This window comes from Cellulomonas algicola (assembly GCF_019024305.1).
GTDB lineage: Bacteria > Actinomycetota > Actinomycetes > Actinomycetales > Cellulomonadaceae > Cellulomonas > Cellulomonas algicola.
In genome coordinates, this window is record NZ_JAHKSJ010000017.1 from 45,696 (window position 1) to 69,503 (window position 23,808).

The following is a 23,808-nucleotide window of genomic DNA, read 5'->3' on the forward strand; positions in this document are numbered from 1 at the left end:
ACGACTCCCACGCCCGCGAGCCACACGAGCGTCGGCAGCCGCTGCCAGAACGTGCGCCTCATCGCAGCACCACCCGACCGTCCCGCACGTCGACGTCGACCTCCGGGAGCGGTCGCTGGGCGGGTCCGCGGACGACGTCGCCCGACCGGGCGTCGAACACGCTGCCGTGGCACGGGCAGCGGATCTCGCCGTCCGCGACCTCGCCGACCAGGCAGCCCTGGTGGGTGCAGACCGCGCTGAACCCCTCGACGTCGTCACCGTCCCGGACGAGCACCACCTGGCGGTCGGTGAGGACGAGGCCGCCGCCGTCGGGGACGTCGGACAACGCCGCGAGGACGACACCGTCGCTGTCCCCGCCGTCGTCGCCGTCGTCGGCCCCGTCCTCGGTGTCCGCACCGGTCCCGCCGTCGTCTGCGGCCGGACCGCCGCCCGGCGGGGCGTAGTCGCCGTCCTCGGTGGCCGGCGCGAGCGTGGACATGCCGACGAACCCGACGACGCCGGCCGCGACGGTCACGCCGACCGCCTCGAGCACCTCGCGCCGCCGGTACCCCTCGGACGCCCCCTCCGTCACGCGTGCACCTCCCGCCGTCACACCCGGGGGAGCCCGGGCTGGGTGAAGAACCACAGCGCCGACGTGAACCACACGACGACGAGCAGCGTCGCGACGGTGGCACCCAGCAGGGGCACCACGACGGACGGCAGGCGGGGGAGGCGCAGGGCCAGCATCTTCGCGGCGAACGCGCCGTAGAACAGGCACCCGGCGACGCTGTGCACCAGGACGCGCGACGGCTCGTCCTCGAAGCCCAGCGACCACACGCACTGGAACGCGACGGGCAGCGTGAGCAGGAACGCGACGACGCCGCTCCACCGGTGCAGCAGCGCGACCCAGCCGGGAGCGCCGCCCCGCACGCCGGGCAGCCGACCCCACATCGCGAGCGCGGACAGCACCTGCACGACGACCAGCACGAGCGCGGCGGAGGTGAACCACGCCTTGAGCTGCAGCATCCCGCTGAACCACAGGGTCAGCAGCGACGCGCCGTCGCCGGGGTGCGCGTCCGCGTAGGCGGCGAGCGCTGCGGCGACGCCCAGCCCCAGCGCGGCGACGCCCGCGAGCGACCACTGCCACCGCGCGGTGGCGGACGGCGGGGAGGGTGGCGCCTGCGTCACGCCCATGCGGCCAGCGTCCCGGGCCGGGGGCACCGGTGTCCAGACGTGCCCGGCCGCCGGCGTCCCGACGTGCTGGGGGCACCGCTGTCCGGACGTGGCACCGCCGCGACGCGACGACGGCCGCCCGGTGCGCCCGGACGGCCGTCGTGCGGTGTGCGTCGGTCAGCTCCGGTGACCACCGAGCGGCGGGTTCGCGTTGTGCACGAGCTCGAGCGCCATCTGCGGGAACCACTGGCCGGCCGCCGGGTCGGCGTAGCCGCGGACCGGGTCGACGCCGCCGTCGGGTGCCCAGCGCGTGCACTGGCCGTCGGACTCGCCGGGGATCTTGATCCACAGGTACGCGTCGACGTACGGGTCGCCGGTGCTGGTCGTCGGGCGCAGGCCGAGGCCGCGGTCCGGCGGGTTGCACCACACCTGCGGGTCGCCCTCGGGGTGGTCCGCCGGCGGCGTCCACGGGCCCTGGCCGTTGCGGCTGGTGTCGACGACGGCGTGCTTGAGGACCTCGGGCCCGGCCGGCGGGTTGGCGGCGTTCGTGACGTTCTCGACGTACCACTGGTCCGTCAGGCCCCACGTGCTGAAGTCGTTCGGGTCCGCGGGGTAGTACTGGCTCGCGCAGTAGTCGAAGTGCCCGAGCCGCCAGCCGCCCTCGGCGTCGTTCGTGCCGTACCAGAGGCACTGCGAGATCCAGCTCGCGAACTTCGCCTGACGCTCGCTGAGCTCGTAGTTCGAGACGTTGAGGAAGAAGCCGTCGGCCTTCTCGACGCCCGCCTTGTGCAGCCGGTCGGCGACGTCGCCGACGCCGAGCCACGCCGAGTGGGTGCCGTCGAGGTACAGGCGCACGTTCGGGAGCACCGACAGCCGGTCCACCGCGCCGTTGAGCTGCGCGAACCGGTCGGACGCGGCCGTCGCCGGGTCGGCCTCGGCGGGCTGGCACCACTCGGTCGCGCCGGTGATCGACGTGTACCAGGGGATGATCCCGAGGCCGTCGGGCTCGAGCACGACGATGGCCTCGCTCTTGCCGATGCCCTGCGCGAGCCCGTCGATCCACGCGAGGTACGACGCGGTGTCGAGCGCGCCGCCCGCGGAGTACTGCGCGCAGTCCCGGTACGGCAGGTTGTAGGCCACGATCACCGGGACCGCGCGCTGCTGCTTGGCGCTCCTGACCGTCTTCTCGACGGACTTGCGCACGTCCTTGGGCGTGCCGCTCGTGAACCACACCGCCTGCGGGGTCGCGACCATCTTCGTGACGGCCTTCGCGTCCGCGTACCGGCGGTCCTTCACGAGCTGCTTGATCTGCGCGACCGCGCCCTCGTTGGGCGGGGGCGTGTAGAGCCGGGTCGTCGACGACGGACCACCCGGGCCGGGGCGGCCGTGCGCCGTCGCAGGCGCGGCGGAGAGCAGTGAGAGCGCTACCACGGCGGCGGCCGCGGCGAGCGCTGCGAGGGGCGAACGGGTGTGACGTGCCACGGAAGGCTCCTACGTCGTTGTCGGATGACCGGTGCCGTGCGCGGCGGAAGGGGGTGGACCGCCGTCCCAGGAGCATGACAATCCGGACGGGCGAGGGCAAGGGCCTCGCGCGGGTGATCGTCGCCTCCGACCGTCGGGCGCGGCCCGACCCGGGCCGGGTGGCCGAGCGGGCGAGGAGGAGGACCATCGTGCGCATGGCCGACGACGCACCGCGCACCTGGACCGTCGACGACCACCTCCGGGACGCCGACCCCGCGCACGTCGAGCTCTGGCACCGGGTGGTGGCGCTCGTCGAGGCGTGCGGCCCCGTGACCGTCCTCGCGCACCAGACGACCGTGACGTTCGCCGGGGAGCGGCGCGGCTTCGCCGGGGCCCGCCCGACGCGGCACGGGGTCGACGGCTTCCTCGACATGCAGCGCCCGCTCGGGCCCGACCGCCGGATCCGGCGGGCCTCGCCGTACACGAAGCGTCTGTTCGTGCACCAGTTCCGGGTGACGTCCGCGGACGACCTCGACGACGCGTTCGAGGGCTGGGTCCGCGAGGCCTACGCGGTCGGAGCGGGCGCGCACCTGCGCTGACCGGTCGGACCGCACCGCGGTCGCCTGGCCCGGCCACGCGGTCGCGCCACGGCTGCGCGGCGACCGCCCGCGGGCGGCTCGACGACCCTGCGGCGGCGCCCCCGGCGAGGGTCAGCGCGGGGCGAGCGTCATCGGGACGTGCGGGATGCCGTCCTCGTCGTAGTCGTCGCCCGCACGCGCGAAGCCGAGGCGTCCGTACCAGTCCTCGAGGTGCGTCTGGGCGTGCAGGTGGATCTCGGCGTCCGGGCGGCACAGGGCGATGCCGTGCTCCAGCAGCGCGCGCGCGACACCGCGCCCGCGCGCCGCCGGCGCCGTCGCGACCCGGCCGATGGCGGGTGCGGTGCCGTGCACGCCGAGGACCCGGATCGTGCCCAGCAGGTCGCCGTCGTCGTGCGCCCAGACCAGGAGCGTGTCGTCCAGCAGGTCACGGCCGTCGAGGTCGGGGTAGGCGCAGGCCTGCTCGACCACGAACACGTCGACGCGCAGACGCAGCACCGCGTAGAGCTCCGCGGCGGAGATGTCGGCGGGGGTGCGGGTCTCGACGGTCAGGGTCACCGGGTCAGGGTAGGCGTGCGCCCGCCGTAGGGTGACGACGTGCACCTCCACCGCGACCCGTGGCTCGTCGTGGTCGTCGCCGTCGGCGGTGCGCTCGGCACGCTCGCCCGGTACGGGCTGTCCCACGCGGTGCCGGACCGGGGCGGCGTCCCCGTCGCGACGCTCGTCGAGAACGTCGTCGGCGCGTTCCTCCTCGGGCTCCTGCTCGAGGCGCTCGCGCGCTCCGGCCCCGACACCGGGCGTCGCCGGGTCGCGCGGCTCGGGCTGGGCACGGGCGTGCTCGGGGGCTTCACCACGTACTCGACGTTCGCGCTCGAGGTCGCCGACCGGCTCGCCGACGGGCGGACCGGGCTCGCCCTCGCCTACGCGCTCGCGAGCGTCGTGCTCGGCGTCGCGGCGTGCGCGGGCGGCGTGGTGGTCGGCGCGCGACGTCACCGGGAGGCCGCCGCGTGACGCTGCTGCTCGTCGCGCTGGCCGGCGGCCTCGGCGCTGCGCTGCGCTTCGGCGTCGACGGCGAGATCCGGGCCCGCGTGCCACGGCACCTGCCGGTGTCGACCATCGTGGTCAACGTGACGGGGTCGGCGCTGCTGGGCGCGCTCGTAGCGGCGCACGTACAGGGTCTGCTCCCGGCGACGGTCTACGTCGCGGCGGCCACCGGGTTCTGCGGCGGCTACACCACGTTCTCGACGTCGATGTTCGAGACGGTGCGGCTCGCGCAGGCCGGCGCCTACCGCCTCGCGGTCGGCAACGCTGCGCTCACGCTCGTGCTCGCCGTCGCGGCTGCCGCCGTCGGCTACGGGGTGGTGTCCGGCGTCGCGTGAGGCGTCCCGCTCCCGGCCGCGTGCGTCGCGGCTGCGGGCGGCCCGGCCGGCGGGGGACCGCTGGGCGCGGGACCGGCCGGCGCGGGACCGACCGGCGCGACCGCCCAGGGCGGCCCCGCGGGGCCGGCGGGGCCGGGTCGCGGACCGCGGCGTGGGCGCCCCCCCCCGGCGGCGGGGGCCCGGGCCCGGGGGCCCCCCCCCCCGCCGCGGTCCGCGACCCGGCCCCGCCGGCCCCGCGGGGCCGGCGGGGCCGGGTCGCGGACCGCGGCGGGGGGGGCCCCCCCCGCCGCGGTCCGCGACCCGGCCCCGCCGGCCCCGCGGGGCCGGCGGGGCCGGGTCGCGGACCGCGGCGTCGCCGCCGCCAGCGGGCGGCGGCGACGGTCCCGGCGGTCACCGCCCCCGCGAACGCCAGCCACGGCAGCAGGACGCCGAGCACGACGAGCAGGCCGCGCAGCGTCACCACGAACGACTGCCATCCGACGGCCAGGCCCCCGAGGAACGACGTGGGTCCCGGGGACGCGGCGGGCACGGCACCCGGCCCGACGAGCTCGACCGTGAGCGTCGACAGCGCGACCGCGTCGGCGAGGCGTGCACGCTGCGACTGGAGCTCCTCGAGCCGCGTCTGCCGCTCGGTCAGCGCGTTCTCCGCGGCGACGACGTCCTCCGTGGTCGTGGTGCGTGCGAGGAGGTCGGACATGCGCGCGACCGACAGCTCGAGCCCGCGGATGCGCGCGTCGAGGTCCTGCGCGGCGGCGGTGACGTCCTGCGCGTCGAGGTCGATCTCGTCGATCCGGCCGAGCTCCCGCAGCGCGTCGACGGTGGCCGACACCTCGTCCGCGGGCACGCGGATCGTCAGCGCCGCGGAGCCCGCCCGCTCCTGCGACGCCGCGTGCTCGGACCGGGAGTCGACCCGCCCGCCGCTGCGCTCCGCGAGGTCGACGACCGCGTCCGCGGCGGTGCGTGGGTCGTCGACCGTGAGCCGCAGGACGCCGGTCTGCACGACCTGCCGCTCGCTCTCCGCGGCGTCGGCGTCGCCCGCTGCCACGTCGCCCGGTGCCGCGACGCCCCCGTCGACGGCAGCCCCGTCACCGCCCGCGGACCCGACCTCGGACTGCGCGCCGTCGGCGGCCTGGTCGCCGGCGCCGCCGCCCGAGCACGCGGTCAGCAGCACGGCGGCGGTCGCGACCGAGGCGCCGAGGACGGCCCAGCGGCGAGGGGAGCGTCGGTCCCGGGTGGCGGTCATGGCGGCGACGCTAGGGCGCCACGACGTGCTGCGGGGGCGCGGTGTCCCGATCGTGACGCGGCGGGCCGGATGTGGCCGGATCGTGACGTGCTCGTCACCGGATCGGGGCCCTGACCTGTGCAAGGAAGGGCGCGGCTCTCACACCGACGCGTCGGTGCGGCAGGCCTCACAGGGCGTAGGCGCGCGACGTCCACAGGTGGATCGCCGCGTAGGCGCGCCAGGGGCGCCAGTGCGCGGACGCGGCCTCGACGGCAGCCGTCGAGTCGACGCCGAGCGCGCGCCGCAGCACGACGTCCCCCGCGGGCAGCGCGTCCCGGTCGGCCAGGACCCGCAGCGCGAGGTACTCGACGGTCCAGGGGCCGACCCCGGGGAGCGCGAGCAGCCGCCGACGTGCCTCGACCGGGTCGGCACCGGGGTGCAGGTCGAGCCCGTCGGCGAACGCCTCGGCGACCGCGCGCAGCGACCGCGCCCTGGCGTGCGTGATCCGGACGGTGGACTGGATCTCGGCCGGGTCGAGGTCGGCCAGGTCGTCCGGGCGCGGGAACGCGAGCAGCCCGTCGGGGCCCGGGCGCCCCCAGGCGGCGGCGAGCCGCCCGCCGAAGGTCCGGGCCGCGGCCAGCGACACCTGCTGCCCGAGCACGGTCGTCACGGTCGCCTCGAAGCCGTCGAGGTGGCCGAGGACACGCAGGTGCGGCCGTCGGCGCGCGAGCGGCCCGACCACGGCGTCCTGCGCGAGGACGTCCGCGACCGCGTCGACGTCGTCGTCCAGGCCGAACCACCGACGCGCGACGTCGTCGAGCACCGTCGTCGGGGCGGCGCCGCGCACGACCACGTGGCCGTCGTGCAGGTCGGCGGCGACCGGCACGAGCCGCGTGCCGACGGGGACGAGGCGACAGACGGTGCTCCCGTCGACGGTCTCGACGCCCGGGACGGCGTGGGCGCGCAGGGACGCGAGGAGGGGCGCGGGGTCGACCGCGGCGTGCACGGTCCACGCGTGCGGCGGCCCCAGTGGCGGCAAAGCGGTCACCGCGTGACTGTAGAAGAGAGCACCGACATGGGGTCGAGTGCTGCTGGACGTCCGTCTGAGGTGCGCGCCACGCCAAGCAGTGGTCAAATGGTCTCAGCCGATCCTCCGACGCAGCCGGGGTTCGGCCATCTGCGGATCACGACCGCGAGTCGAGGGCCCAGGCGAGAGCAGGGCCGCCCGTCAGGGTTCAGGAGTGCGCCACGCCTCGTGCCGGCGAGACGCCTCTCGAGCGCCCCGCCCCCGTACGTCGGGGGCGGGGCGCCTGCTTGTCGGCACCCCGGCACGACCTGCCCGGCGCCGTCCGCCCGGCACCGTCCGCCCGGCACCATCCGCCCGGGACCATCCGCCCGGGACGAGGCGCCTACGCCGGACCGCTCGGCCACGCGTAGACCCTCGTCCACCCGCGTCAGGACGCCGCTCGAGCCGGCGCCGCGCGCCCTGCGCAGGTGCGTCCGCGCCCGCCCTCCTACGCTGGCGGGATGCCGCCGACCCTGCCGACCGCGGCCCTGCGCCCCCGCCTGACCGTCCCCGCCCCCGAGGCCACGCCCGCTCCCGACGAGTCCGTCGTCGAGGAGGTGGGCAACGTCGTCGGTCCCGTGCTCGCCGTCGCGGCGGGCGTCGTCGCCGCGTACCTCCTCGCGATGCTCGTGGGCGTGCTCGTCCGGCGCCTCGCGCGCCGCTCGGCCGTCGCGGCCGACCTGACCCGGCGGTCGCGCCGCCCCACCCGGGCCGTGCTGCTCGTCGTCGGCGTCTGGGTCGCGCTGCGGCTCAGCACCGAGCCCGCGCCGTGGCGCGTCACCGTCGAGCACGTGCTGCTCATCCTGCTGATCGTCACGCTCGCGTGGCTGGTCGGGAGCCTCGCGTTCGTGCTCGAGGACGCCGCGCTCGCGCGGTACCGGATCGACGTCGAGGACAACCGGCGCGCCCGGCGCGTGCGCACGCAGGTGCAGCTGCTGCGCCGCATCACCGTCGCCGTGCTCGTGGTCTGCGCGATCGCGGCGATCCTGCTGACCTTCCCGTCGGCGCGGACGTTCGGCGCGAGCCTGCTCGCGTCGGCCGGGCTGCTGTCGATCGTCGCGGGCCTCGCCGCCCAGAGCTCGCTCGCCAACCTGTTCGCCGGGATGCAGCTCGCGTTCACCGACGCGATCCGCGTCGACGACGTCGTGGTGGTCGACGGCGAGTGGGGGCGGATCGAGGAGATCACCCTCACGTACGTCGTCGTGCACGTGTGGGACGACCGGCGCCTCATCCTGCCGTCGACCCACTTCACGACGACGCCGTTCGAGAACTGGACCCGACGCCAGGCCGACCTGCTGGGCACCGTCGAGCTGGACCTCGACTGGGAGGTCCCGGTCGACGCGATGCGCGCCGAGCTGACCCGGCTGCTCGAGGCGACGGACCTGTGGGACGGCCGTGTCGGCATCCTCCAGGTCACGGACGCGGTCGGCGGAGCCGTGCGCGTCCGGGTGCTGGCGAGCGCGCGCGACGCGCCCACGCTGTTCGACCTGCGGTGCTACGTGCGCGAAGGACTGGTGGGCTGGCTCCAGCGCGAGGCGCCCGAGGGGCTGCCGCGGACGCGCTGGGAGGCGCGGGGCCCGCTCGCCGAGCCGCCCGACCGACGCGGCGACGGACGGTCCGACGACGCACGGCCCGGCGACCGCGTGCGGGCCGGCGACCGCGTACGGCCCGACGACCTCCCGCGGCCGGACGAGCCCGCACCGGACGACGGCACCCCGCGCACGCGCCGCGAGCGCGCCCGGGACACCGTCGAGGACACGCTCCTCATGCCACCGGCCGCGCAGGACGCGCGCCTGTTCACGGGCAGCATCGAGGCGCTCGAACGCTCGCGTTCGTTCCAGGGACCCGGTCAGGACGTGTTCGACGAGCGCGAGCAGCACGCGGAGGAGACCGACCCGGGGACGCGCGGGTGACGCGGTCGGGCGACGGGCAGGTCGTCGTCCGGCCGGTGACGCACGAGGGTGTCGTCGCGCACGTGGTGGGGCGGGTTCCCGACGGCGGGCGACGGGTGGTCGTGGTGGACGGTGCCGCGGCGACCGCGCCCGGTGAGCTCGCCGATGCGCTCGTCGCGCCGCTGCGCGCGGCGGGCCGGGCGGCGGTCCGGGTGCGCGTCGTGGACTTCCTGCGGCCCGCGTCGCTGCGGCTCGAGCACGGGCGGCACGACCCCGACGCGTACCTCGAGGACCGCGTGGACGTCGGAGCGCTCGAGCGGGAGGTGCTGACGCCGTTCGTCGCGTCGGGCCGCTACCTGCCGACGCTGTGGGACCCGGTGACGGACCGGGCAACGCGGGCGCCGTACGCGCAGGCGCCCGACGGTGCGGTCCTCGTCCTGGACGGCGACCTGCTGCTGGGGCTCGGCCTGGCCGCCGACCTCACGGTGCACCTCGCGGTGCGGCCCGCGACGCTCGTGCGGCGCACGGCCGACGTCGACGCGTGGACCCTGCCGGCGGTCGACCGCTATGCCGACGAGGTCGCGCCGGAGGACGTCGCGGACGTCGTCGTCCGCGTGGACGACCCGGCGCACCCGGCGCTCGTCGACCGCGGTCGCTGACCGGCGTGCCGTGCCCGCCCGGCGCACGCGGATGCGGACCGGCGCGGCGACCGGTCAGCCGAGCGCGGCGGTGAGTCGACCGGTCAGGCGCAGCACGGCGTCGCGCAGGTCGGGCGGCCCGACGACGCGCAGCGGCACGCCGAACAGCGCGGACATCGCCGCGAGCCCGTCCCACGACCACGCACCCTGCACGAGCCGCGTCCGGCCGCCGCCGAGGTCCTCGACGACCGCGCCCCGGCCGGCCCAGCGGCGCACGTCGTCGGCGGGCATCTCGAGCTCGACCTCGCCGACGCACGGCCACGGCACCGCCTGCCCGAACTTGTCGGCGACGTACGCGGCGACGTCGCCGCCGGGCAGGTCGCGCGGTGCGAACCGCGGACCGGTCGGCGTGCGCGGCGTCATCCGGTCGACGCGGTAGGTGCGCCAGTCGGCGCGGTCGAGGTCCCACCCGACGAGGTACCAGCGGCCGCCCCACGTGACGAGGTGGTGCGGCTCCGCCTTGCGCGGCGGGACGAACGCGTCCGGGTGGCCGCTCTCGGACGAGCCGCCGCCCTCGGACGAGCCGCCGGCGTAGTCGAACCGCAGCACCTCCCGCGCGCGGACGGCGGTGCCGACGGCGAGCAGCACGTCGGCCGCGACCTGCGGCTGGTCGCGGCGCGGAGCGCGCGCGACGGCTGTGACCTGGAGGGCGTCGGCGGCGGCGCGCAGCCGGGCGGGCATGACCTGGCGGACGGTGGTGAGGGCGCGCAGCGCGGCCTCGTCGACGCCCGCGATCCCGGTGGACGCGGTCCGCAGCGCGACGACGAGCGCCACGACCTGCTCGTCGTCGAGCAGCAGCGGCGGCATCTGGCTCCCGGCGTCGAGCCGGTACCCGCCGTCGGGTCCCTTGGTGGCGTGCACGGGGTAGCCGAGGTCGCGCAGGCGGTCGACGTCGCGCCGCACGGTGCGCGGGCTGACGCCGAGCCGGTCGGCGAGCACGTCGCCGGGCCAGTCGCGGCGGGACTGCAGCAGCGACAGCAGGGACAGCAGGCGGGCGGACGGCGTCGACATCTGCTCAGACTGCCACGAGGTAGCGGACAGGATCTGACCGCTATCGCCGGAAGCATGGGTGACGTACCGATCCGGACGACAGGGGAGAGGCCCATGATCCGCACCCGCGGGCTCACGAAGGACTTCGTGGTCAGCCGCACCGAGACCGTGCACGCCGTGCGCGGCATCGACCTGGACGTCGCGCCCGGCGAGCTCGTCGCCGTGCTCGGCCCGAACGGCGCCGGCAAGACGACCACGATGCGCATGCTCACGACGCTGATCCGCCCGACCGCCGGCACCGCGACCGTCGCGGGCGCCGAGATCACCACGGACCCCGCCGCGGTCCGCCGCAGCATCGGCTACGTCGGGCAGGGCAACGGCGCCGGGCACGTGCAGCGCGCCGCCGACGAGATCGTCGCGCAGGGCCGCATCTACGGGCTCGACGCGCGCACCGCGCGCCGCCGTGCCGACGACCTGCTCGACGCGCTCGACCTGCGCCCGCTCGCGCGCCGCAAGGTGTCGGACCTGTCGGGCGGCCAGCGACGCCGGCTCGACGTCGCACTCGGCCTCGTGCACGCGCCGCGCCTGCTGTTCCTCGACGAGCCCAGCACCGGGCTCGACCCGCAGACGCGCGCGAACCTGTGGGACCACATCCTGCGGCTGCGGGCCGAGCGGGACATGACGATCGTCCTCACGACGCACTACCTCGACGAGGCCGACACGATGGCCGAGCGGGTCGTGGTCGTGGACCACGGGCGCGTCATCGCGGACGACACCGCGGACGGCCTCAAGCGCACCCTCGCGGGCGACCGCCTGGTGCTCGAGGTCGCGGGGGACGACGGCCGGCCCGCGGACGTCGGGTCTGCGGCCGCGCGGCTCGCGGAGCTCGTCGCCCGGGTCCCGGGCGCGCGCGACGTCACCGTCGACCGCTCCGCGGTGAGCGCGCGGGTCGCCGACGCGCCCGCGACGGTCCCCGGCGTCGTCGTCGCCGCGTCCGCCGCGGGGATCACGGTCGCGACCGCACAGGCGATCCGACCCACCCTCGACGACGTCTTCCTCGCGCTCACGGGCCGCAGCCTGCGCGACGAGGGCGCACCCCCCGACTCCACCGGCGCCGACCCGGCCGCCGACCCGACCGCCACCGACCCGCAGACCCGGAAGGACGCCGCATGAGCACCGCCACGCTCACCCCGCCCGTCACCACGTCGACCGCCACGCCGGCCGTCCGGCGCTCGTGGTTCTCCGACGTCAGGCTCGTCATGACCCGCGAGCTCCGGCCCGTCGTCCGTGAGCCGTTCTCGGTCGTCTTCGGCCTGGTCCAGCCGCTCGTCTTCCTCGGCCTGTTCGGGCCGCTGCTCGTCGGGTCGGTGGGGGAGCAGGGCCTGTCCGGCGCGGACGTGTGGCAGTGGTTCGTCCCCGCGATCCTCGTCATGACGACGCTGTTCGGCACGTCGACGACCGGCGCGAACCTGCAGCAGGAGATGCAGACGGGCGCGCACGAGCGGATGCTCGTCACCCCGCTGTCCCGCTCGTCGCAGCTCGTCGGGCGCTCGCTCAAGGAGATGGTGCCGCTCACCGCGCAGGCCGTGGTCGTCGTCCTCGTCATGCTGCCGTTCGGCTTCCGCGCGGACCCCGTCGGGGGCGTCGTCGGGATCCTCATGCTCGCCGTCCTGGGCATCGGCATCGGCTCGCTGTCCTACGCGCTGGCCATCGCCGTCCGCAAGCAGGAGTGGATGTTCTGGGTCGTGCAGCAGACGTTCCTGTTCCCGCTGCTCATCCTGTCGGGGATGCTCCTGCCGCTCGAGACCGGCCCGGCGTGGATGCGGGCCGCGTCGACCGTCAACCCGCTGCGGTGGGTCGTCGACGCCGAGCGTGCGCTGTTCGCGGGCGACCTGTCGGCGACGGCGGTCGGGTGGGGCTGGCTCGCGGCGCTGGCGACGGCGGCCGTCGGTCTGGTCGTCGGGGTGCGCACGATCGTCCGCTCGACGGACTGACCTCACGCACCGCGGCCGCCGCGCGTCTTCCCGTCAGGAGGGCGCGCGGCGGTCGCGTGCCGGGGTGTCGGAGGGAGCGGGCAGGATGAGCGGCATGGGTGTGCGGGTGGTCGAGCGGCCGGACGGGCCGACGGTGCACACGGTCGTCGAGTCCGGCATGGGGCTGGTCACGCTGATCGGCGTCGGCGAGGTGCTCACCGGGCTGCTGCTGCCGTCGACGCGCGAGCGCAACGTGACCGCGTCCGGCGAGCACGGCGACCGCGACGACACCGCGCTGACCGCCGCCCGGTCGCAGCTCACGGAGTACCTCGCGGGTGAGCGCCACGAGTTCGACCTCGACGTCGCGCTGCAGGGCTCCGCGTTCCAGGTGCGCGTCTGGGAAGGGCTGCTCCGCATCCCGTACGGCGAGACGTGGTCCTACGGCGCGCTCGCCGCCGACATCGGGTACGACCCGCGCACCTCGTCCCGTGCCGTCGGTGCCGCGAACGGCGCCAACCGCATCGCCGTCGTCGTCCCGTGCCACCGCGTCATCGGCGCGAACGGCACGCTCACCGGCTTCGCCGCCGGCGTCGAACGCAAGCGGTTCCTGCTCGACCTCGAGCGCCCGCCGGTCGCCGCCGACGCGACGCTGTTCTGACGACCCGGCCGACCGGGGCGCGCGAGGATGGCGGCATGACCGCACCCGACGACGACGTCGTCGTCAGCGCCCTCGCCATCAACGTCACGATCCCCGAGCACCTGCAGTGGACCGACGAGCGCCGCGGCGAGGAGTTCCGCCTCCAGACGCTCAACGTGCGCCTGCTCCCGGACGGCACGCTCGCCGCGAAGGCCTACGGCCGACCCGTCGCGGGCGGCCGCGGCGCCTACGTCTCCTTCCACGTCCCGGACCGCCCGGAGCTCCGCGACCTCGTCGCCGCAGCCGCCGACCGCGCCGCCGTCCTCTGGTCGCTGCATCGCGGCCTCGGCTGACGTGCGGCGCACCTCTACCCGTTCGAGCTGGGCCTGTCCACGTCGACGTCATCTCGGGCTGGGGCGCCGGGCCGGTGATGGACCGGGCCCGTCGCGAGGCCGTCCCGCTGTGAGCGGCGTCGACCGCGCGCGCTCCGACGATCGTGTCGCGCACCGGTTGGCCGACCTCGCCCGGATCGGGCGCCTCGTGGCGGCGATCGTCGCCAAGGGGCGCGACGCCTACCTCGACGACGGCGTCGACGGGCAGGTCCTGCGCGCCGCGGGTCGCGAGCAGATCGTCGAGGTCGCGACGGTCGTCGAGACGCTCCCGGCAGAGTTCAAGGCGGAGCACCCGGCCGTCGAGTGGGTCAAGGTGCAGCGCATGCGCGACCTCGTCGCGCACCACGACGACACGGTGAACGACGAGTTCGTGTGGGAGACGCTGCGGACGCGGATCCCCGCGCTGCTCGACGACCTGGGCCTCGCGGGCTGAACGCGGGCCGACCGTCAGGAGCGGCGGTGCGCGCCCTCCGGGAAGGCCGGGGACCAGCGGCGGTAGCCGTCGGCGAGGACCACGGCGTCGGCGTCGGCGGTCGCGACGTCCTCCCAGTGCACGAGGAACGTGCCGCGGTGCCGCCACCGCAGCCAGCGGGCCAGGACCGCTGGTGAGCGGACGTCGGAACGCTCGTAGCCGAGGAACGAGGATCCGGTGCGCGGGCTGACGATCAGCCCGTGCACGCGCGGCTGCACGAGGAGCCCGCCGTCGAGCGGCCCGTCGAGGACCAGGCGCATGTCGACGACGAACCCGAGCGGGTCGCCGGACGGCGAACGGACGGGCGTGTCGAGCAGGTCACTCAGGATCATGGCGGCCTCCCGGGATGCGGCCGACCACGTGGTCGCGGACCCACCGCTCGACCCACAGGACGTCGAGGTCCTCGCCCCGGACGCCGAGCCGGACCGTCGTGCCGACGTCGGTGACGTGCCGCCAGAGGATGCGGTGCAGCCGGGACGCGGGCGGTCGGCCGCCGAAGATCCGGGTCGCGAGGACCGGCCCGGACAGGAGCGCGACGACGTGGACGGGGGTGTCGCCCGTGAGCGGGCCGGACGTGCCGGCGGGCGGGGCGAGCTCGAGGTCGTCGACGGTCGCGACCTGGAGGTCGTCGACGTCGAGCGTCTGCCGGTCGAGCAGGTGCAGGCGGGCGTCGAGGACGCGTCCGGCGGGGCGCGGTCCCACCGGGAGCGGCTCGGACGGGTCGTGGGGGAGCGCCGAGCGGCGCACGCGTGGGCTCATGACCCGCCTCCGGTGGCGATGAGCAGCGGGATCGCCGCGAGGGACGCGACGAGGATGATGACGAGGTAGACGAGCGCGAGCGCGTTCGTCGCGCGCCCGTTGACGTGCTTCCCCATGTACTCGGGGTCGTTCGCGACGAGCAGGATCGGCAGGTAGGTGAGCGGCAGCGCGACGGCCGAGAAGACGACGGAGAACTCGGTCACGCGGATCGGGTCGACGCTCGTCATGAGGACGAGGACGGCGACCAGCAGCGCGATGATCATCGTGAGGTGGAACCGTGCGGCGTGCGACGGCCGGCGGTACTTGCCCCACGACCAGCCGAAGAACTGCGCGAGCGTGTACCCCGACGACAGGCCGGTCTCGAGTGCGGCGCCGAACGTCGCGGCGACGATGCCGACGAGGACGACGGCGAGCGCGAGCTTGCCGCCCGCGAGCGCGACGGGCAGCACGATCTGCGACAGCGACGACACCTCGACCGAGTGCGGCAGGAACACGACGGCCGCGCAGGCGGCGATCGCGATCGACAGGACCCCGCCGAACGGGAAGCCCACGAAGACGTTGACGCGCGACTGCGCGACGTCCTTGACGGTCCACCGCTCCTCGCGCGCGCCGGACGAGAAGAAGAACACCTCGTACGGCGTCATCGCGGCGCCGAACAGCGCGATCGCGTAGTACCAGTAGAGCGCGGGCCCCTCGTCGCCGGGCACGGTCGGCGAGAGCGCCTGGTCGGCGAGCTCGGACCAGTCCGGGCCGAGCAGGAACAGCGCGACGGCGAACACGACGAGCGTGAGCCCGAGCAGGCCGGTGACGTTCTCCAGCACCGAGAACTTGGTGCGCCAGATGACGAGCCAGACGGCGAGCGCCGCGACCGGGATCCACAGCCGCGGCTCGACGCTCGACGCGAGCTGCAGCGCGAGCGCGATGCCGCCGACCTCCGCGGTGAGCGTGAGGAGGTTGATGAGGAACGACGCGACGAGGTTCGCGCCGGCCGTGCGGGGTCCGAGGCGCTCGCGGATGATCTCGAACGTCGCGCGCTCGGACACGGCGGCGACGCGGCCCGACATCTGCGCGAACAGGCAGATCCCGATGACGCCGACCACGACGACCCACGCGAGGTTGAGCCCGAACCTCGAGCCCACGACTGCGTTGGTCACGAGGTCGCCGATGTCGAGGAAGCCGCCGATCGCGGTGAGCACGCCGAGCGCGACGCCGAGCAGACGCTTCACGACGCCTGCTCCAGCGCGGTGGTGAGGTCGTCGACGGTCGTCGCGGCGTCGTCGAGCGCGGCCGTCACCTCGTCGACCGAGCCGCCGGCGCCCGTCGCCCACGCGCGCGCCGCCGCGACCGCGGCCTCGGCGTCGTGCACGGCCGCGAGCGCCTCGGCCTGCTGGTCCCTGCCGGGACCGGGTGCGGGGACGAGCGTCGCGACGGCTCCGGCGGCGTCCTGGAGCACGGTGAGCTGGTCGAGCAGCGCCGTGTCGACGGTCGAGGCGGTGGCCCGGTCGCGGTCGAGGAGGTCGGTCGCGACGAGCGCCGTCTGGACCGCGGACGTGACGGGGGCGAGCGCGTCGGCGAGCGCGCGGGCGTCGTCGGCCGACGTCTGCGTCGACGGCACGGCGCACCCGGCGAGCGTGGCCGCGACGAGGAGCGCACCGAGGCCCGCGCGGCGTGGGACCTGCATGGACGCATCGTGACGCCCGGTCGTCGGGGGCGCACGCGGAGCGGTCGGGTGCTCGCCGGTCGGTCGGGTTCGTGCCCGTCGGGCTCGCGTCCGCTCGAGATGCGCCATGCCGCGCACGGTGTGACCGTGGCTGGATGACGACCCCCGACGACACCCCCACCACCCCCGACGGCACGCTGCCGCCCGACGACACCAGCACCCCGACGGCCCGGTCCGTCGAGGGCGAGACGCCCGACCCGGACGCCGACCCCGGCATGCTGAACCCGCGGACCGGCGCGTCCGCGTCCGGCGAGGAGGGCACCGGGTACGACGACCCCGACGCCGACCCCGCCAACCTCAACCCGCGGGAGGGCTGAGCATGCGGGCCCTCACCTGGCAGGCCCGCGAGAAGGTGTCGGTCGAGACGGTGGCCGACCCGACGATCCAGGAACCGACGGACGCGATCGTCCGCGTGACGTCGACCGCGATCTGCGGGTCCGACCTGCACCTGTACGGGTTCCTGGGGGCGTACCTCGACAAGGGCGACATCCTCGGCCACGAGGCGATGGGTGTCGTCGAGGCCGTGGGGCCGGGGGTCCAGAGCCTGCGCGTCGGCGACCGCGTCGTGGTGCCGTTCGGCATCGCGTGCGGCACGTGCTTCATGTGCCGCCGCGGGCTGCAGTCGCAGTGCGAGACGACGCAGGTGCACGAGCAGGACAAGGGCGCCGCGCTGTTCGGCTACACGTCGTTGTACGGGAGCGTCCCAGGTGGTCAGGCGCAGTACCTGCGCGTGCCGCAGGCGCACTACGGACCGGTCGTGGTGCCCGACGACGGGGAGCCCGACGAGCGCTACCTGTACCTGTCCGACGTGCTGCCCACGGCCTGGCAGGCTGTCGAGTACGCCGACGTCCCCGCGGGAGGCAGCGTCCTCGTCGTGGGGCTCGGCCCGATCGGCCAGATGGCCGCGCGGATCGCCCGGCACCGCGGCGCGGCGCGCGTGATCGGCGTCGACCTCGTCCCGGAGCGCCTGGACATGGCGCGCCGCCACGGCATCGAGGTGGTCGACGCGCGCGAGGACGTGCTCGAGGCGGTGCGCGAGCTCACCGAGGGCCGCGGTGCGGACGCGGCGATCGACGCCGTCGGCATGGAGGCGCACGGCTCGCCGGTCGCCGCGGGGGCGCAGCGCGCCGCCGTCGTCCTGCCGGACGCGGTCGCGCGGTCGTTCATGGAGAAGGCGGGAGTCGACCGGCTCGCCGCGCTGCGCACCGCGATCGAGTGCGTGCGGCGCGGCGGGACGGTGTCGGTGTCGGGCGTCTACGGCGGCGCGGTCGACCCGTTCCCGCTCATGGACATCTTCGACCGGCAGCTCACGTTCCGGTTCGGTCAGGCGAACGTGCGCCGGTGGACCGACGCGATCCTGCCGCTCGCGGCCGACCCGACCGACCCGCTCGGCGTGCTCGACCTGCGCACGCACCGCGTGCCGCTCGAGGACGCGCCGGGCGCGTACGAGATGTTCCAGAAGAAGGAGGACGGCTGCATCAAGGTCGTCCTGGACCCGGGCGCATGAGTCGAGGCGGGGGCGTGGCATGAGGGTCGTCGTGGTGGGTGCCAGCGGGAACGTCGGCACCGCGGTGCTGCGGCGGCTGCGGGACGACGGGACGGTGACGTCGGTCGTCGGGATCGCACGCCGCACGCCGCGCACCACGCCACCCCCGCCGTACGACGTCGCGTCGTGGGTGCCCGTCGACATCGGGGCGCGCGTGCCGGACGACGAGGTCGTCGCGGACCTGGCCCGCGCGTTCGCGGGTGCGGACGCCGTCGTGCACCTCGCGTGGGCGATCCAGCCGAGCCACGACCGGCGCCGGCTCGCCGACGTCAACGTCACGGGCACGCGGCGCGTGCTCGAGGCCGTGGTCCGGGCCGGGGTGCCGCACGTCGTCGCCGCGTCGTCGGTCGGCGCGTACGCGCCGGCCCCGGACGACGTCCCGCGGTCGGAGGGCTGGGCGACCGACGGCGTGCGCAGCTCGCAGTACAGCGTCGACAAGGCCGCGCAGGAGCGGCTGCTCGACGAGTACGAGGAGACGCACCCCGACCTGGCCGTCGCGCGGCTGCGGCCCGCGCTGATCTTCCAGCGCGCCGCCGGGCACGAGATCACCGGGCTGTTCCTCGGCCCGTTCGTGCCCGAGCGCCTCCTCGGCGGCAAGGTGCCCGTGCTGCCGTGGCCCGCGGGCGTCCGGCTCCAGGCCGTGCACGCCGACGACGTCGGCTCGGCGTACCGCGAGGCCGTCGTGCGCCAGGTGCGCGGCGCGTTCAACATCGCCGCGCCGCAGGTCCTGCACGCCGAGGACGTCGCACGCGTCGTCGGCGGCGAGGACACCCCCGTGCGCGAGGTGCCCGTGCCCGTCGTCCGGGCGGCCCTCGCGACCGCGTGGCACGCGCGCGTCGTGCCGGTCGGCCCGGGGTGGCTCGACATGGCGGTCAACGCGCCGATCCTCGACACGTCGCGCGCCGAGCGCGAGCTCGGCTGGCGCGCGTCGTGGTCCGGCGTCGACGCGCTGCGGGACGTCGTCGAGGGCATGGTCGACGGCGCGGGCACCGCGAGCCCGCCGTTGCTGCCGCGCCGCCTCCCGCGCCGGCGCTGACCACCACGTCGGGCCGTCGCGCCGCGACCTCGTCGGGCAGGATCGACGCATGACGCCTGACCTCGCCCCCGAGCGGCACGTCTACGGCAACCCGGACGCCCCCGTGACGATCCTCGAGTTCGGCGACCTCGAGTGCCCGTACTGCCGGGCCGCCGCGCCCGAGCTCCGGGAGGTCGTCGACACGTCCGACGGGCTCGCCCGGCTCGTGTGGCGGCACTTCCCGCTGTTCGAGGTGCACCCGTACGCGCTCACCGCCGCGCTCGCGTCGGAGGCCGCGGCGAGCGTCGGGCGGTTCTGGGACCTGCACGCGGTGCTCCTCGCGCACCAGGACCGCCTCGCCGAGCCCGACCTGCGCCGGTACGCCCGCGACCTCGGCATCGACCCCGCGCTCGTCGCGGGCGAGGCGGCGCAGGCGTTCGCGCCCGCCGTCGAGTCCGACTACCTCGCCGCGGTCGAGCAGGGTGTCCGCGGCACGCCGACCATCCTCGTCGACGGCGTGGTGCAGGCCGGCAAGCCGCAGGTCGAGACGCTGCGCGCCGCGGTCGTCGCGGCTGCGCGGCGCCGCGGCATCCCCGTCTGACCGCGGCGGCGACGGTCCCGCCGCACGCGCCCGCCCGGCCCCCGGGCGTCGTCCGGTGCGTCCCCGGCCGTCGCCCGGCGCACCCGCGCGACCTGCGGCAGCATGGCCCGGTGACCACCGACGCCGCCCTGCCCGTCCCTCGTACCGCCCTCGTGACCGGCGCCGGCCGCGGCATCGGCCGCGGCGTCGCGCTCGGCCTCGCACGGGCGGGCTGGGCCGTCGCGCTCGTCGGACGGACCCGGGCGCACCTCGACGCCGTCGCGGAGGAGGTCGCGGAGACGGGGGCGCGCGTGACGGTCGCCGCGGGGGACCTGATCGACGCGACCGCCGTCCTCGACGCCGTCGCGCGCGTCGAGACCGCGTTCGAGGACCTCGGCGGTGTCGGCCTGCTCGTCAACAACGCGGGCGTCATCGAGCGCGCCGAGGTGCCGTTCGCCGACGACGACGTCGAGGACACGTGGCGTGTCGTCGAGACCAACGTGCGCGGGCCGCTGCTGGTCACGCGTGCCGTGCTGCCGGGCATGCTCGCGCGCGGCGGGGGACGCGTGCTCAACATGAACTCGGGCGCGGGCGTCAACCCCGGCGGCGCGTACACCGGCTACTACGTCAGCAAGGGCGCGCTCGCGCGGCTCACGACGATGCTCGACGCGCAGTACCGCGACCACGGCCTGCGCGTGCTCGACCTCGCCCCCGGTGTCGTCGCGACGGACATGACGGGCGGGATGCCCGCGCACGACGGGCGCACCGCGTGGACGCCCGTCGAGGACGTCGCGGAGCTCGTGCGCGCGTTCGGCGACGGCGAGCTCGACGACCTGTCGGGCCGGTTCGTGCGCGCAGGCGCCGACACGCCCGCCTCCCTGCGGGCCGCCGCCGAGCGGCTGCTCGCGACCGACGCGCGGCGGCTGCGGCTGCCGACGTGGGGCGAGGACGACCCGCTCGCCTGACCCCCGCGCCGAGGCTCCGGCCGGGCGGCTGACGGGCGACGGTCCGGCCAGCGGCTCGTGGGCGTCACTCCGGCGCGCGCCACGGCAGCGGCGGCAGCGCGGGCGGGGGACCGTCGGTCGCGGGCGAGCACAGCGGCAGCTTCTCGCCGAGCCAGCGCAGCAGGACCGACCCCGCGACGGCGGCGACGAGCGAGCCTGCGAGGATGCCGATCTTCGCCTCCGACAGCACGTCCGGCTGGTCGCCGAACGCGAGCTGGGCGATGAACAGCGAGATGGTGAACCCGATGCCCGCGAGCACCGCGCCGCCGAGCAGGTGCCCGTACCGGACGCGCCCGGGGAGGTCGCCGAGCCCGGCGCGGATCGCGAGGGTCGAGGCTCCGGTGATGCCGACCGCGTTCCCGACGACGAGCGCGACCGCGACGCCGATCGTCACGCGCGAGCCCGCCGCGTCGGACAGCGTCTGCGCGTCGAGCACGACGCCCGCGTTCGCGAGGCCGAACAGCGGCACGACGAGGTACGCGGACCACGGGTGCAGGATCCGCTGGAGGCGGTCGCTCGTCGGGACCGCCGCGCGCGCGGCGAGCTCGGCGAGGTGCTCGCGCTCGGCGGTCGTGTCGTCGACCAGGTCACCCGCGTAGACGGGGACGGCCTCGACCTGCTCACGCTGCGGGACGGTCGCCGGGACCAGGAGCCCGACCAGCACGCCCGCCAGGGTCGCGTGCACGCCGGACGCCTGCACGGCCATCCAGAGAGCGACGCCCGCGAGCACGTACGGCGTGAGCTGCCAGACCCGCAGCCAGCGCATGACGGCCATGCCGACGACGACGAGCGCCGCGACGCCGAGCGCCGCGAGGTCGACGTCGTCGGAGTAGAAGACCGCCATGACGGTGATCGCGCCGATGTCGTCGACGATCGCGAGCGTCAGCAGGAACAGCCGCAGCCGGTCGGGGCAGCGCGGCCCGAACAGCGCGAGCACGCCGACCAGGAACGCGGTGTCGGTCGACATCACGACGCCCCAGCCGTGCGCCGCGTCCGTCCCGGCCGTGAACGCCAGGTAGATGAGCACGGGCACGAGCAGCCCGCCGAGCGCGCCGAGCGCGGGCACCGCGACGGTCCGCCGGTCGCGCAGCTCGCCGCTCGTCGCCTCGCGGGAGATCTCGAGCCCGACCACCGCGAAGAACACCGCCATCGCGGCGTCGTTGACCCAGTGGTGCAGGTCCAGCTCGAGCGACATCGACCCGATGTGGAAGCCCGCCGTCGTCTCCCAGAGCGCCTCGTACGCGTCAGCCCAGGCGCTGTTCGCCCAGACGAGCGCGAGCACGGTCGCGGCGAGGAGCGCGACGGCGCTGCCCGCCTCGGTGGACAGGAAGCGGCGCACGGACGGGTTGAGGGCGGGGACGCGGACGCGCAGCGCCGGCCCGGGCGTCGTGGGGGGAGCCGTCACCGGCCCAACGTCGCAGGTGCGGCGGCCCGACCGCAATCCGGGCCCGGTGCGCGGGCGCTGGCGCACGGGCGGTGCGCCGGGCTGCTGGTACCGCCGCGCGAGCGGGGCGCCAGGCTGCTGGTACCACGGCGCGGGGGAGTGCGGTCGGCGTCGGCCACGGCGTCGCCGTCGGGGTTGGGCCGAACCGGTGGTCCTGGCTCAGGACGGCCTCGCGCGCGAGCGCCCGACGCTAGGGTCCGTCCGTCCCGCCGCCGAGGAGCCTCCCATGACGACCCCCGCGTCCCCGCCCGCCGCCTGGTACCCCGACCCGCACGACGCGGCGCAGCTGCGGTGGTGGGACGGCGGCCGCTGGACGGAGCACGTCGAGCCGCGACCCGCGACGGCGGCCGTCGCGCCCGGGTTCCCCGCCGCCGGACCGGCCGCGCCGACCGCGGCGACGGCCGTCGTCCCGCAGGTCGCGGCGGCGCAGACGTGGGGCCCGCAGCAGACCGGCTGGTCCGCCACCCCGGCGGCGACGAGCCCTGTGTCGACCGGCCCCGCGAGCTTCGGCGGCCGGTACTCGTCGGGGGCCGCGGGTGGCTCGTACGCCCCGGCGTCGACGGTGAGCGGGTACGCGCCCGCGTCGGGCGTCGGCGGCTACGCGCCCGGTGGTGCGTCCGGCCGTGTCCCGGCGAACCCCGCACCGTGGGGCGGGGCGCCCACCGCGCCGGGTGCGCCGTGGGGCGCGCCCGTCGACACGACCAACACGTTCGCGACGTGGGCCCTGGTCGCCGGGGTCGTCGTGCTCGTGATCATGCTGTTCACGCCCTACGTCGTCGCGTCGGGGCTCGCGATCTGGGTCGGGGCGAAGGGTGTGGCGAGGGCGCGCGCGATCCGGCGGGACGGGCACCCCCACGGCGGTCGGGATGGCACGGTCGATCGTCGGGCTGTGCCTGTCGGTCGGTGCCGCGCTGCTCTACCTGCTGTCGCTCGGTCTGGAGATCTCCCTCGGGATGTGACTCAGAGGTGCTTCTCCGGGTCGCCCATGAGCTGGGCGACGTGGTCGGGCACGTACGTCGACAGCTCGCGCGGGGGGCGCTGGTAGCCGTTGGACGCGGCGGGCCGGTCGGGCAGGTGCACCTCCTCGTGCGGCACGTCCGTGTACGGGATCGTCGACAGCAGGTGCGACATCATGTTGAGCCGCGCGTGCTTCTTGACGTCCGACTCGACGATGTACCACGGGCTCGAGGGCACGTCGGTGTGCACGAGCATCTCGTCCTTGGCGCGCGAGTAGTCCTCCCACCGGCTGATGGACTCCAGGTCCATCGGGCTCAGCTTCCACTGCCGGACGGGGTCGTTCAGGCGTGACTTGAACCGCCGCAGCTGCTCCTGGTCGGACACGGAGAACCAGTACTTGCGCAGCAGGATCCCGTCCTCGACGAGCATCTGCTCGAAGATCGGCGTCTGCCGCATGAACCGCGAGTACTCCTGCGGCGTGCAGAAGCCCATGACCTTCTCGACGCCCGCGCGGTTGTACCAGGACCGGTCGAACAGCACGACCTCGCCCGCCGCCGGCAGCTGTGCGACGTAGCGCTGGTAGTACCACTGGCCCTTCTCGCGCTCGGTCGGGGTGGGCAGCGCCGCGATGCGCACGACGCGGGGGGAGAGGTACTCGCTGATCCGCTTGATGGTGCCGCCCTTGCCGGCCGCGTCGCGTCCCTCGAAGATCACGACGACCCGTGCCCCGGTGTGCCGCACCCACTGCTGGACCTTGACGAGCTCGGCCTGGAGGCGGAACAGCTCGGCTTCGTAGACGTCGTTCGAGATCTTCCCGTCGTGGCGCTTGGCGCCCTTGCCCTTCTTCGCCATG

29 protein-coding genes are annotated in these 23,808 nt (G+C 75.7%); 16 read left to right on the plus strand and 13 right to left on the minus strand.

Features of this window, described 5'->3' with window-relative positions; genetic code table 11:
• Positions 1-58 precede the first annotated feature (58 nt).
• From KOV94_RS13585 to KOV94_RS13595, 3 genes are all read right to left on the minus strand, one after another.
• A complete protein-coding gene (locus KOV94_RS13585) occupies positions 59-571 on the minus strand; it encodes a Rieske (2Fe-2S) protein (RefSeq protein WP_308160542.1) in 513 nt (170 codons plus the stop codon).
• 17 nt (positions 572-588) lie between these two features.
• A complete protein-coding gene (locus tag KOV94_RS13590; protein ID WP_124344205.1) occupies positions 589-1,173 on the minus strand; it encodes a DUF6529 family protein in 585 nt (194 codons plus the stop codon).
• A 156-nt stretch (positions 1,174-1,329) separates the two neighbouring features.
• Positions 1,330-2,634, minus strand: a complete 1,305-nt coding sequence (locus KOV94_RS13595; RefSeq protein WP_218052339.1) for a glycoside hydrolase family 6 protein — start codon at positions 2,632-2,634, stop codon at positions 1,330-1,332.
• 194 nt (positions 2,635-2,828) lie between these two features.
• On the opposite strand from KOV94_RS13595, the gene KOV94_RS13600 reads away from it, so the two are divergent.
• Positions 2,829-3,212, plus strand: a complete 384-nt coding sequence (locus tag KOV94_RS13600; protein ID WP_218052340.1) for a DUF5655 domain-containing protein — start codon at positions 2,829-2,831, stop codon at positions 3,210-3,212.
• Positions 3,213-3,323: 111 nt separating this feature from the next.
• Here the strand turns inward: KOV94_RS13600 and KOV94_RS13605 are convergent, their stop codons facing one another.
• Positions 3,324-3,767 (minus strand): GNAT family N-acetyltransferase, encoded by a 444-nt coding sequence (locus KOV94_RS13605; protein ID WP_124344203.1) that lies wholly within the window; start codon positions 3,765-3,767, stop codon positions 3,324-3,326.
• Positions 3,768-3,806: 39 nt separating this feature from the next.
• Here KOV94_RS13605 and KOV94_RS13610 point away from each other — a divergent pair, with 39 nt between their 5' ends.
• Both KOV94_RS13610 and KOV94_RS13615 read left to right on the plus strand, forming a co-directional pair.
• Positions 3,807-4,220: a CrcB family protein gene (locus KOV94_RS13610; protein ID WP_124344202.1), complete on the plus strand. Its 414-nt coding sequence runs from the start codon at positions 3,807-3,809 to the stop codon at positions 4,218-4,220.
• On the plus strand, positions 4,217-4,588 hold the full coding sequence (locus KOV94_RS13615; protein WP_218052341.1) for a fluoride efflux transporter FluC: 372 nt from the start codon (positions 4,217-4,219) through the stop codon (positions 4,586-4,588). The genes KOV94_RS13610 and KOV94_RS13615 overlap by 4 nt, the downstream gene beginning before the upstream one ends.
• Here KOV94_RS13615 and KOV94_RS13620 read toward each other — a convergent pair.
• Positions 4,524-5,831 carry a DUF4349 domain-containing protein gene (locus tag KOV94_RS13620; protein WP_218052342.1) on the minus strand — a complete coding sequence of 436 codons (1,308 nt, stop codon included), beginning with the start codon at positions 5,829-5,831 and terminating at the stop codon, positions 4,524-4,526. The two genes, KOV94_RS13615 and KOV94_RS13620, sit on opposite strands and share 65 nt — an antisense overlap.
• Positions 5,832-5,997: 166 nt before the next feature.
• Complete coding sequence (locus tag KOV94_RS13625; RefSeq protein WP_308160544.1) at positions 5,998-6,858, minus strand: DNA-3-methyladenine glycosylase family protein; 861 nt, start codon at positions 6,856-6,858, stop codon at positions 5,998-6,000.
• Positions 6,859-7,337: 479 nt separating this feature from the next.
• Here KOV94_RS13625 and KOV94_RS13630 point away from each other — a divergent pair, with 479 nt between their 5' ends.
• Both KOV94_RS13630 and KOV94_RS13635 read left to right on the plus strand, forming a co-directional pair.
• Entirely contained in the window at positions 7,338-8,789 is a 1,452-nt protein-coding gene (locus KOV94_RS13630) for a mechanosensitive ion channel family protein (protein WP_218052343.1), read from the plus strand.
• Entirely contained in the window at positions 8,786-9,427 is a 642-nt protein-coding gene (locus tag KOV94_RS13635) for a nucleoside/nucleotide kinase family protein (protein WP_124341984.1), read from the plus strand. The genes KOV94_RS13630 and KOV94_RS13635 overlap by 4 nt, the downstream gene beginning before the upstream one ends.
• A gap of 54 nt (positions 9,428-9,481) precedes the next feature.
• Here KOV94_RS13635 and KOV94_RS13640 read toward each other — a convergent pair whose 3' ends face one another.
• Positions 9,482-10,477, minus strand: a complete 996-nt coding sequence (locus tag KOV94_RS13640; RefSeq protein ID WP_218052344.1) for a helix-turn-helix transcriptional regulator — start codon at positions 10,475-10,477, stop codon at positions 9,482-9,484.
• A gap of 93 nt (positions 10,478-10,570) precedes the next feature.
• Here KOV94_RS13640 and KOV94_RS13645 point away from each other — a divergent pair, with 93 nt between their 5' ends.
• From KOV94_RS13645 to KOV94_RS13665, 5 genes are all read left to right on the plus strand, one after another.
• Complete coding sequence (locus KOV94_RS13645; RefSeq protein WP_124341973.1) at positions 10,571-11,629, plus strand: ATP-binding cassette domain-containing protein; 1,059 nt, start codon at positions 10,571-10,573, stop codon at positions 11,627-11,629.
• Positions 11,626-12,450: an ABC transporter permease gene (locus KOV94_RS13650; RefSeq protein WP_218052345.1), complete on the plus strand. Its 825-nt coding sequence runs from the start codon at positions 11,626-11,628 to the stop codon at positions 12,448-12,450. The genes KOV94_RS13645 and KOV94_RS13650 overlap by 4 nt, the downstream gene beginning before the upstream one ends.
• 94 nt (positions 12,451-12,544) lie before the next feature.
• Positions 12,545-13,087: a methylated-DNA--[protein]-cysteine S-methyltransferase gene (locus tag KOV94_RS13655; RefSeq protein WP_372449472.1), complete on the plus strand. Its 543-nt coding sequence runs from the start codon at positions 12,545-12,547 to the stop codon at positions 13,085-13,087.
• 35 nt (positions 13,088-13,122) lie between these two features.
• Positions 13,123-13,419 carry a hypothetical protein gene (locus KOV94_RS13660; protein ID WP_124341976.1) on the plus strand — a complete coding sequence of 99 codons (297 nt, stop codon included), beginning with the start codon at positions 13,123-13,125 and terminating at the stop codon, positions 13,417-13,419.
• Positions 13,420-13,528: 109 nt separating this feature from the next.
• Positions 13,529-13,891: a HepT-like ribonuclease domain-containing protein gene (locus KOV94_RS13665; protein WP_218052347.1), complete on the plus strand. Its 363-nt coding sequence runs from the start codon at positions 13,529-13,531 to the stop codon at positions 13,889-13,891.
• A gap of 14 nt (positions 13,892-13,905) precedes the next feature.
• On the opposite strand, the gene KOV94_RS13670 is transcribed toward KOV94_RS13665, so the two are convergent.
• From KOV94_RS13670 to KOV94_RS13685, 4 genes are read right to left on the minus strand one after another with little or no spacing between them, the layout of a single operon-like run.
• Positions 13,906-14,262 carry a PRC-barrel domain-containing protein gene (locus KOV94_RS13670; RefSeq protein ID WP_218052348.1) on the minus strand — a complete coding sequence of 119 codons (357 nt, stop codon included), beginning with the start codon at positions 14,260-14,262 and terminating at the stop codon, positions 13,906-13,908.
• Positions 14,249-14,689 carry a hypothetical protein gene (locus tag KOV94_RS13675; protein ID WP_225916667.1) on the minus strand — a complete coding sequence of 147 codons (441 nt, stop codon included), beginning with the start codon at positions 14,687-14,689 and terminating at the stop codon, positions 14,249-14,251. The genes KOV94_RS13670 and KOV94_RS13675 overlap by 14 nt, the downstream gene beginning before the upstream one ends.
• Complete coding sequence (locus KOV94_RS13680; RefSeq protein WP_218052349.1) at positions 14,686-15,915, minus strand: Nramp family divalent metal transporter; 1,230 nt, start codon at positions 15,913-15,915, stop codon at positions 14,686-14,688. The genes KOV94_RS13675 and KOV94_RS13680 overlap by 4 nt, the downstream gene beginning before the upstream one ends.
• Positions 15,912-16,370 (minus strand): hypothetical protein, encoded by a 459-nt coding sequence (locus tag KOV94_RS13685; RefSeq protein ID WP_160142835.1) that lies wholly within the window; start codon positions 16,368-16,370, stop codon positions 15,912-15,914. The genes KOV94_RS13680 and KOV94_RS13685 overlap by 4 nt, the downstream gene beginning before the upstream one ends.
• A 134-nt stretch (positions 16,371-16,504) precedes the next feature.
• Here KOV94_RS13685 and KOV94_RS13690 point away from each other — a divergent pair, with 134 nt between their 5' ends.
• The 5 genes from KOV94_RS13690 (at position 16,505) to KOV94_RS13710 (ending at position 20,515) form a co-directional block, all read left to right on the plus strand.
• A complete protein-coding gene (locus tag KOV94_RS13690; RefSeq protein ID WP_218052350.1) occupies positions 16,505-16,726 on the plus strand; it encodes a hypothetical protein in 222 nt (73 codons plus the stop codon).
• A 2-nt stretch (positions 16,727-16,728) separates the two neighbouring features.
• Positions 16,729-17,916 carry a zinc-dependent alcohol dehydrogenase gene (locus KOV94_RS13695; protein WP_218052351.1) on the plus strand — a complete coding sequence of 396 codons (1,188 nt, stop codon included), beginning with the start codon at positions 16,729-16,731 and terminating at the stop codon, positions 17,914-17,916.
• A gap of 19 nt (positions 17,917-17,935) precedes the next feature.
• Complete coding sequence (locus tag KOV94_RS13700; RefSeq protein ID WP_218052352.1) at positions 17,936-18,991, plus strand: NAD-dependent epimerase/dehydratase family protein; 1,056 nt, start codon at positions 17,936-17,938, stop codon at positions 18,989-18,991.
• Positions 18,992-19,040: 49 nt separating this feature from the next.
• Entirely contained in the window at positions 19,041-19,571 is a 531-nt protein-coding gene (locus KOV94_RS13705; RefSeq protein WP_218052353.1) for a DsbA family protein, read from the plus strand.
• Between the two features lie 110 nt (positions 19,572-19,681).
• Complete coding sequence (locus KOV94_RS13710) at positions 19,682-20,515, plus strand: SDR family NAD(P)-dependent oxidoreductase (RefSeq protein WP_218052354.1); 834 nt, start codon at positions 19,682-19,684, stop codon at positions 20,513-20,515.
• Between the two features lie 64 nt (positions 20,516-20,579).
• Here KOV94_RS13710 and nhaA read toward each other — a convergent pair whose 3' ends face one another.
• Positions 20,580-21,959: a Na+/H+ antiporter NhaA gene (gene nhaA, locus KOV94_RS13715; protein WP_218052355.1), complete on the minus strand. Its 1,380-nt coding sequence runs from the start codon at positions 21,957-21,959 to the stop codon at positions 20,580-20,582.
• A gap of 265 nt (positions 21,960-22,224) precedes the next feature.
• On the opposite strand from nhaA, the gene KOV94_RS13720 reads away from it, so the two are divergent.
• Complete coding sequence (locus KOV94_RS13720) at positions 22,225-23,043, plus strand: DUF2510 domain-containing protein (protein ID WP_218052356.1); 819 nt, start codon at positions 22,225-22,227, stop codon at positions 23,041-23,043.
• On the opposite strand, the gene ppk2 is transcribed toward KOV94_RS13720, so the two are convergent.
• Positions 22,959-23,807 carry a polyphosphate kinase 2 gene (ppk2, locus tag KOV94_RS13725; RefSeq protein ID WP_124342745.1) on the minus strand — a complete coding sequence of 283 codons (849 nt, stop codon included), beginning with the start codon at positions 23,805-23,807 and terminating at the stop codon, positions 22,959-22,961. The genes KOV94_RS13720 and ppk2 overlap by 85 nt on opposite strands.
• Between the last annotated feature and the right edge of the window lies 1 nt (position 23,808).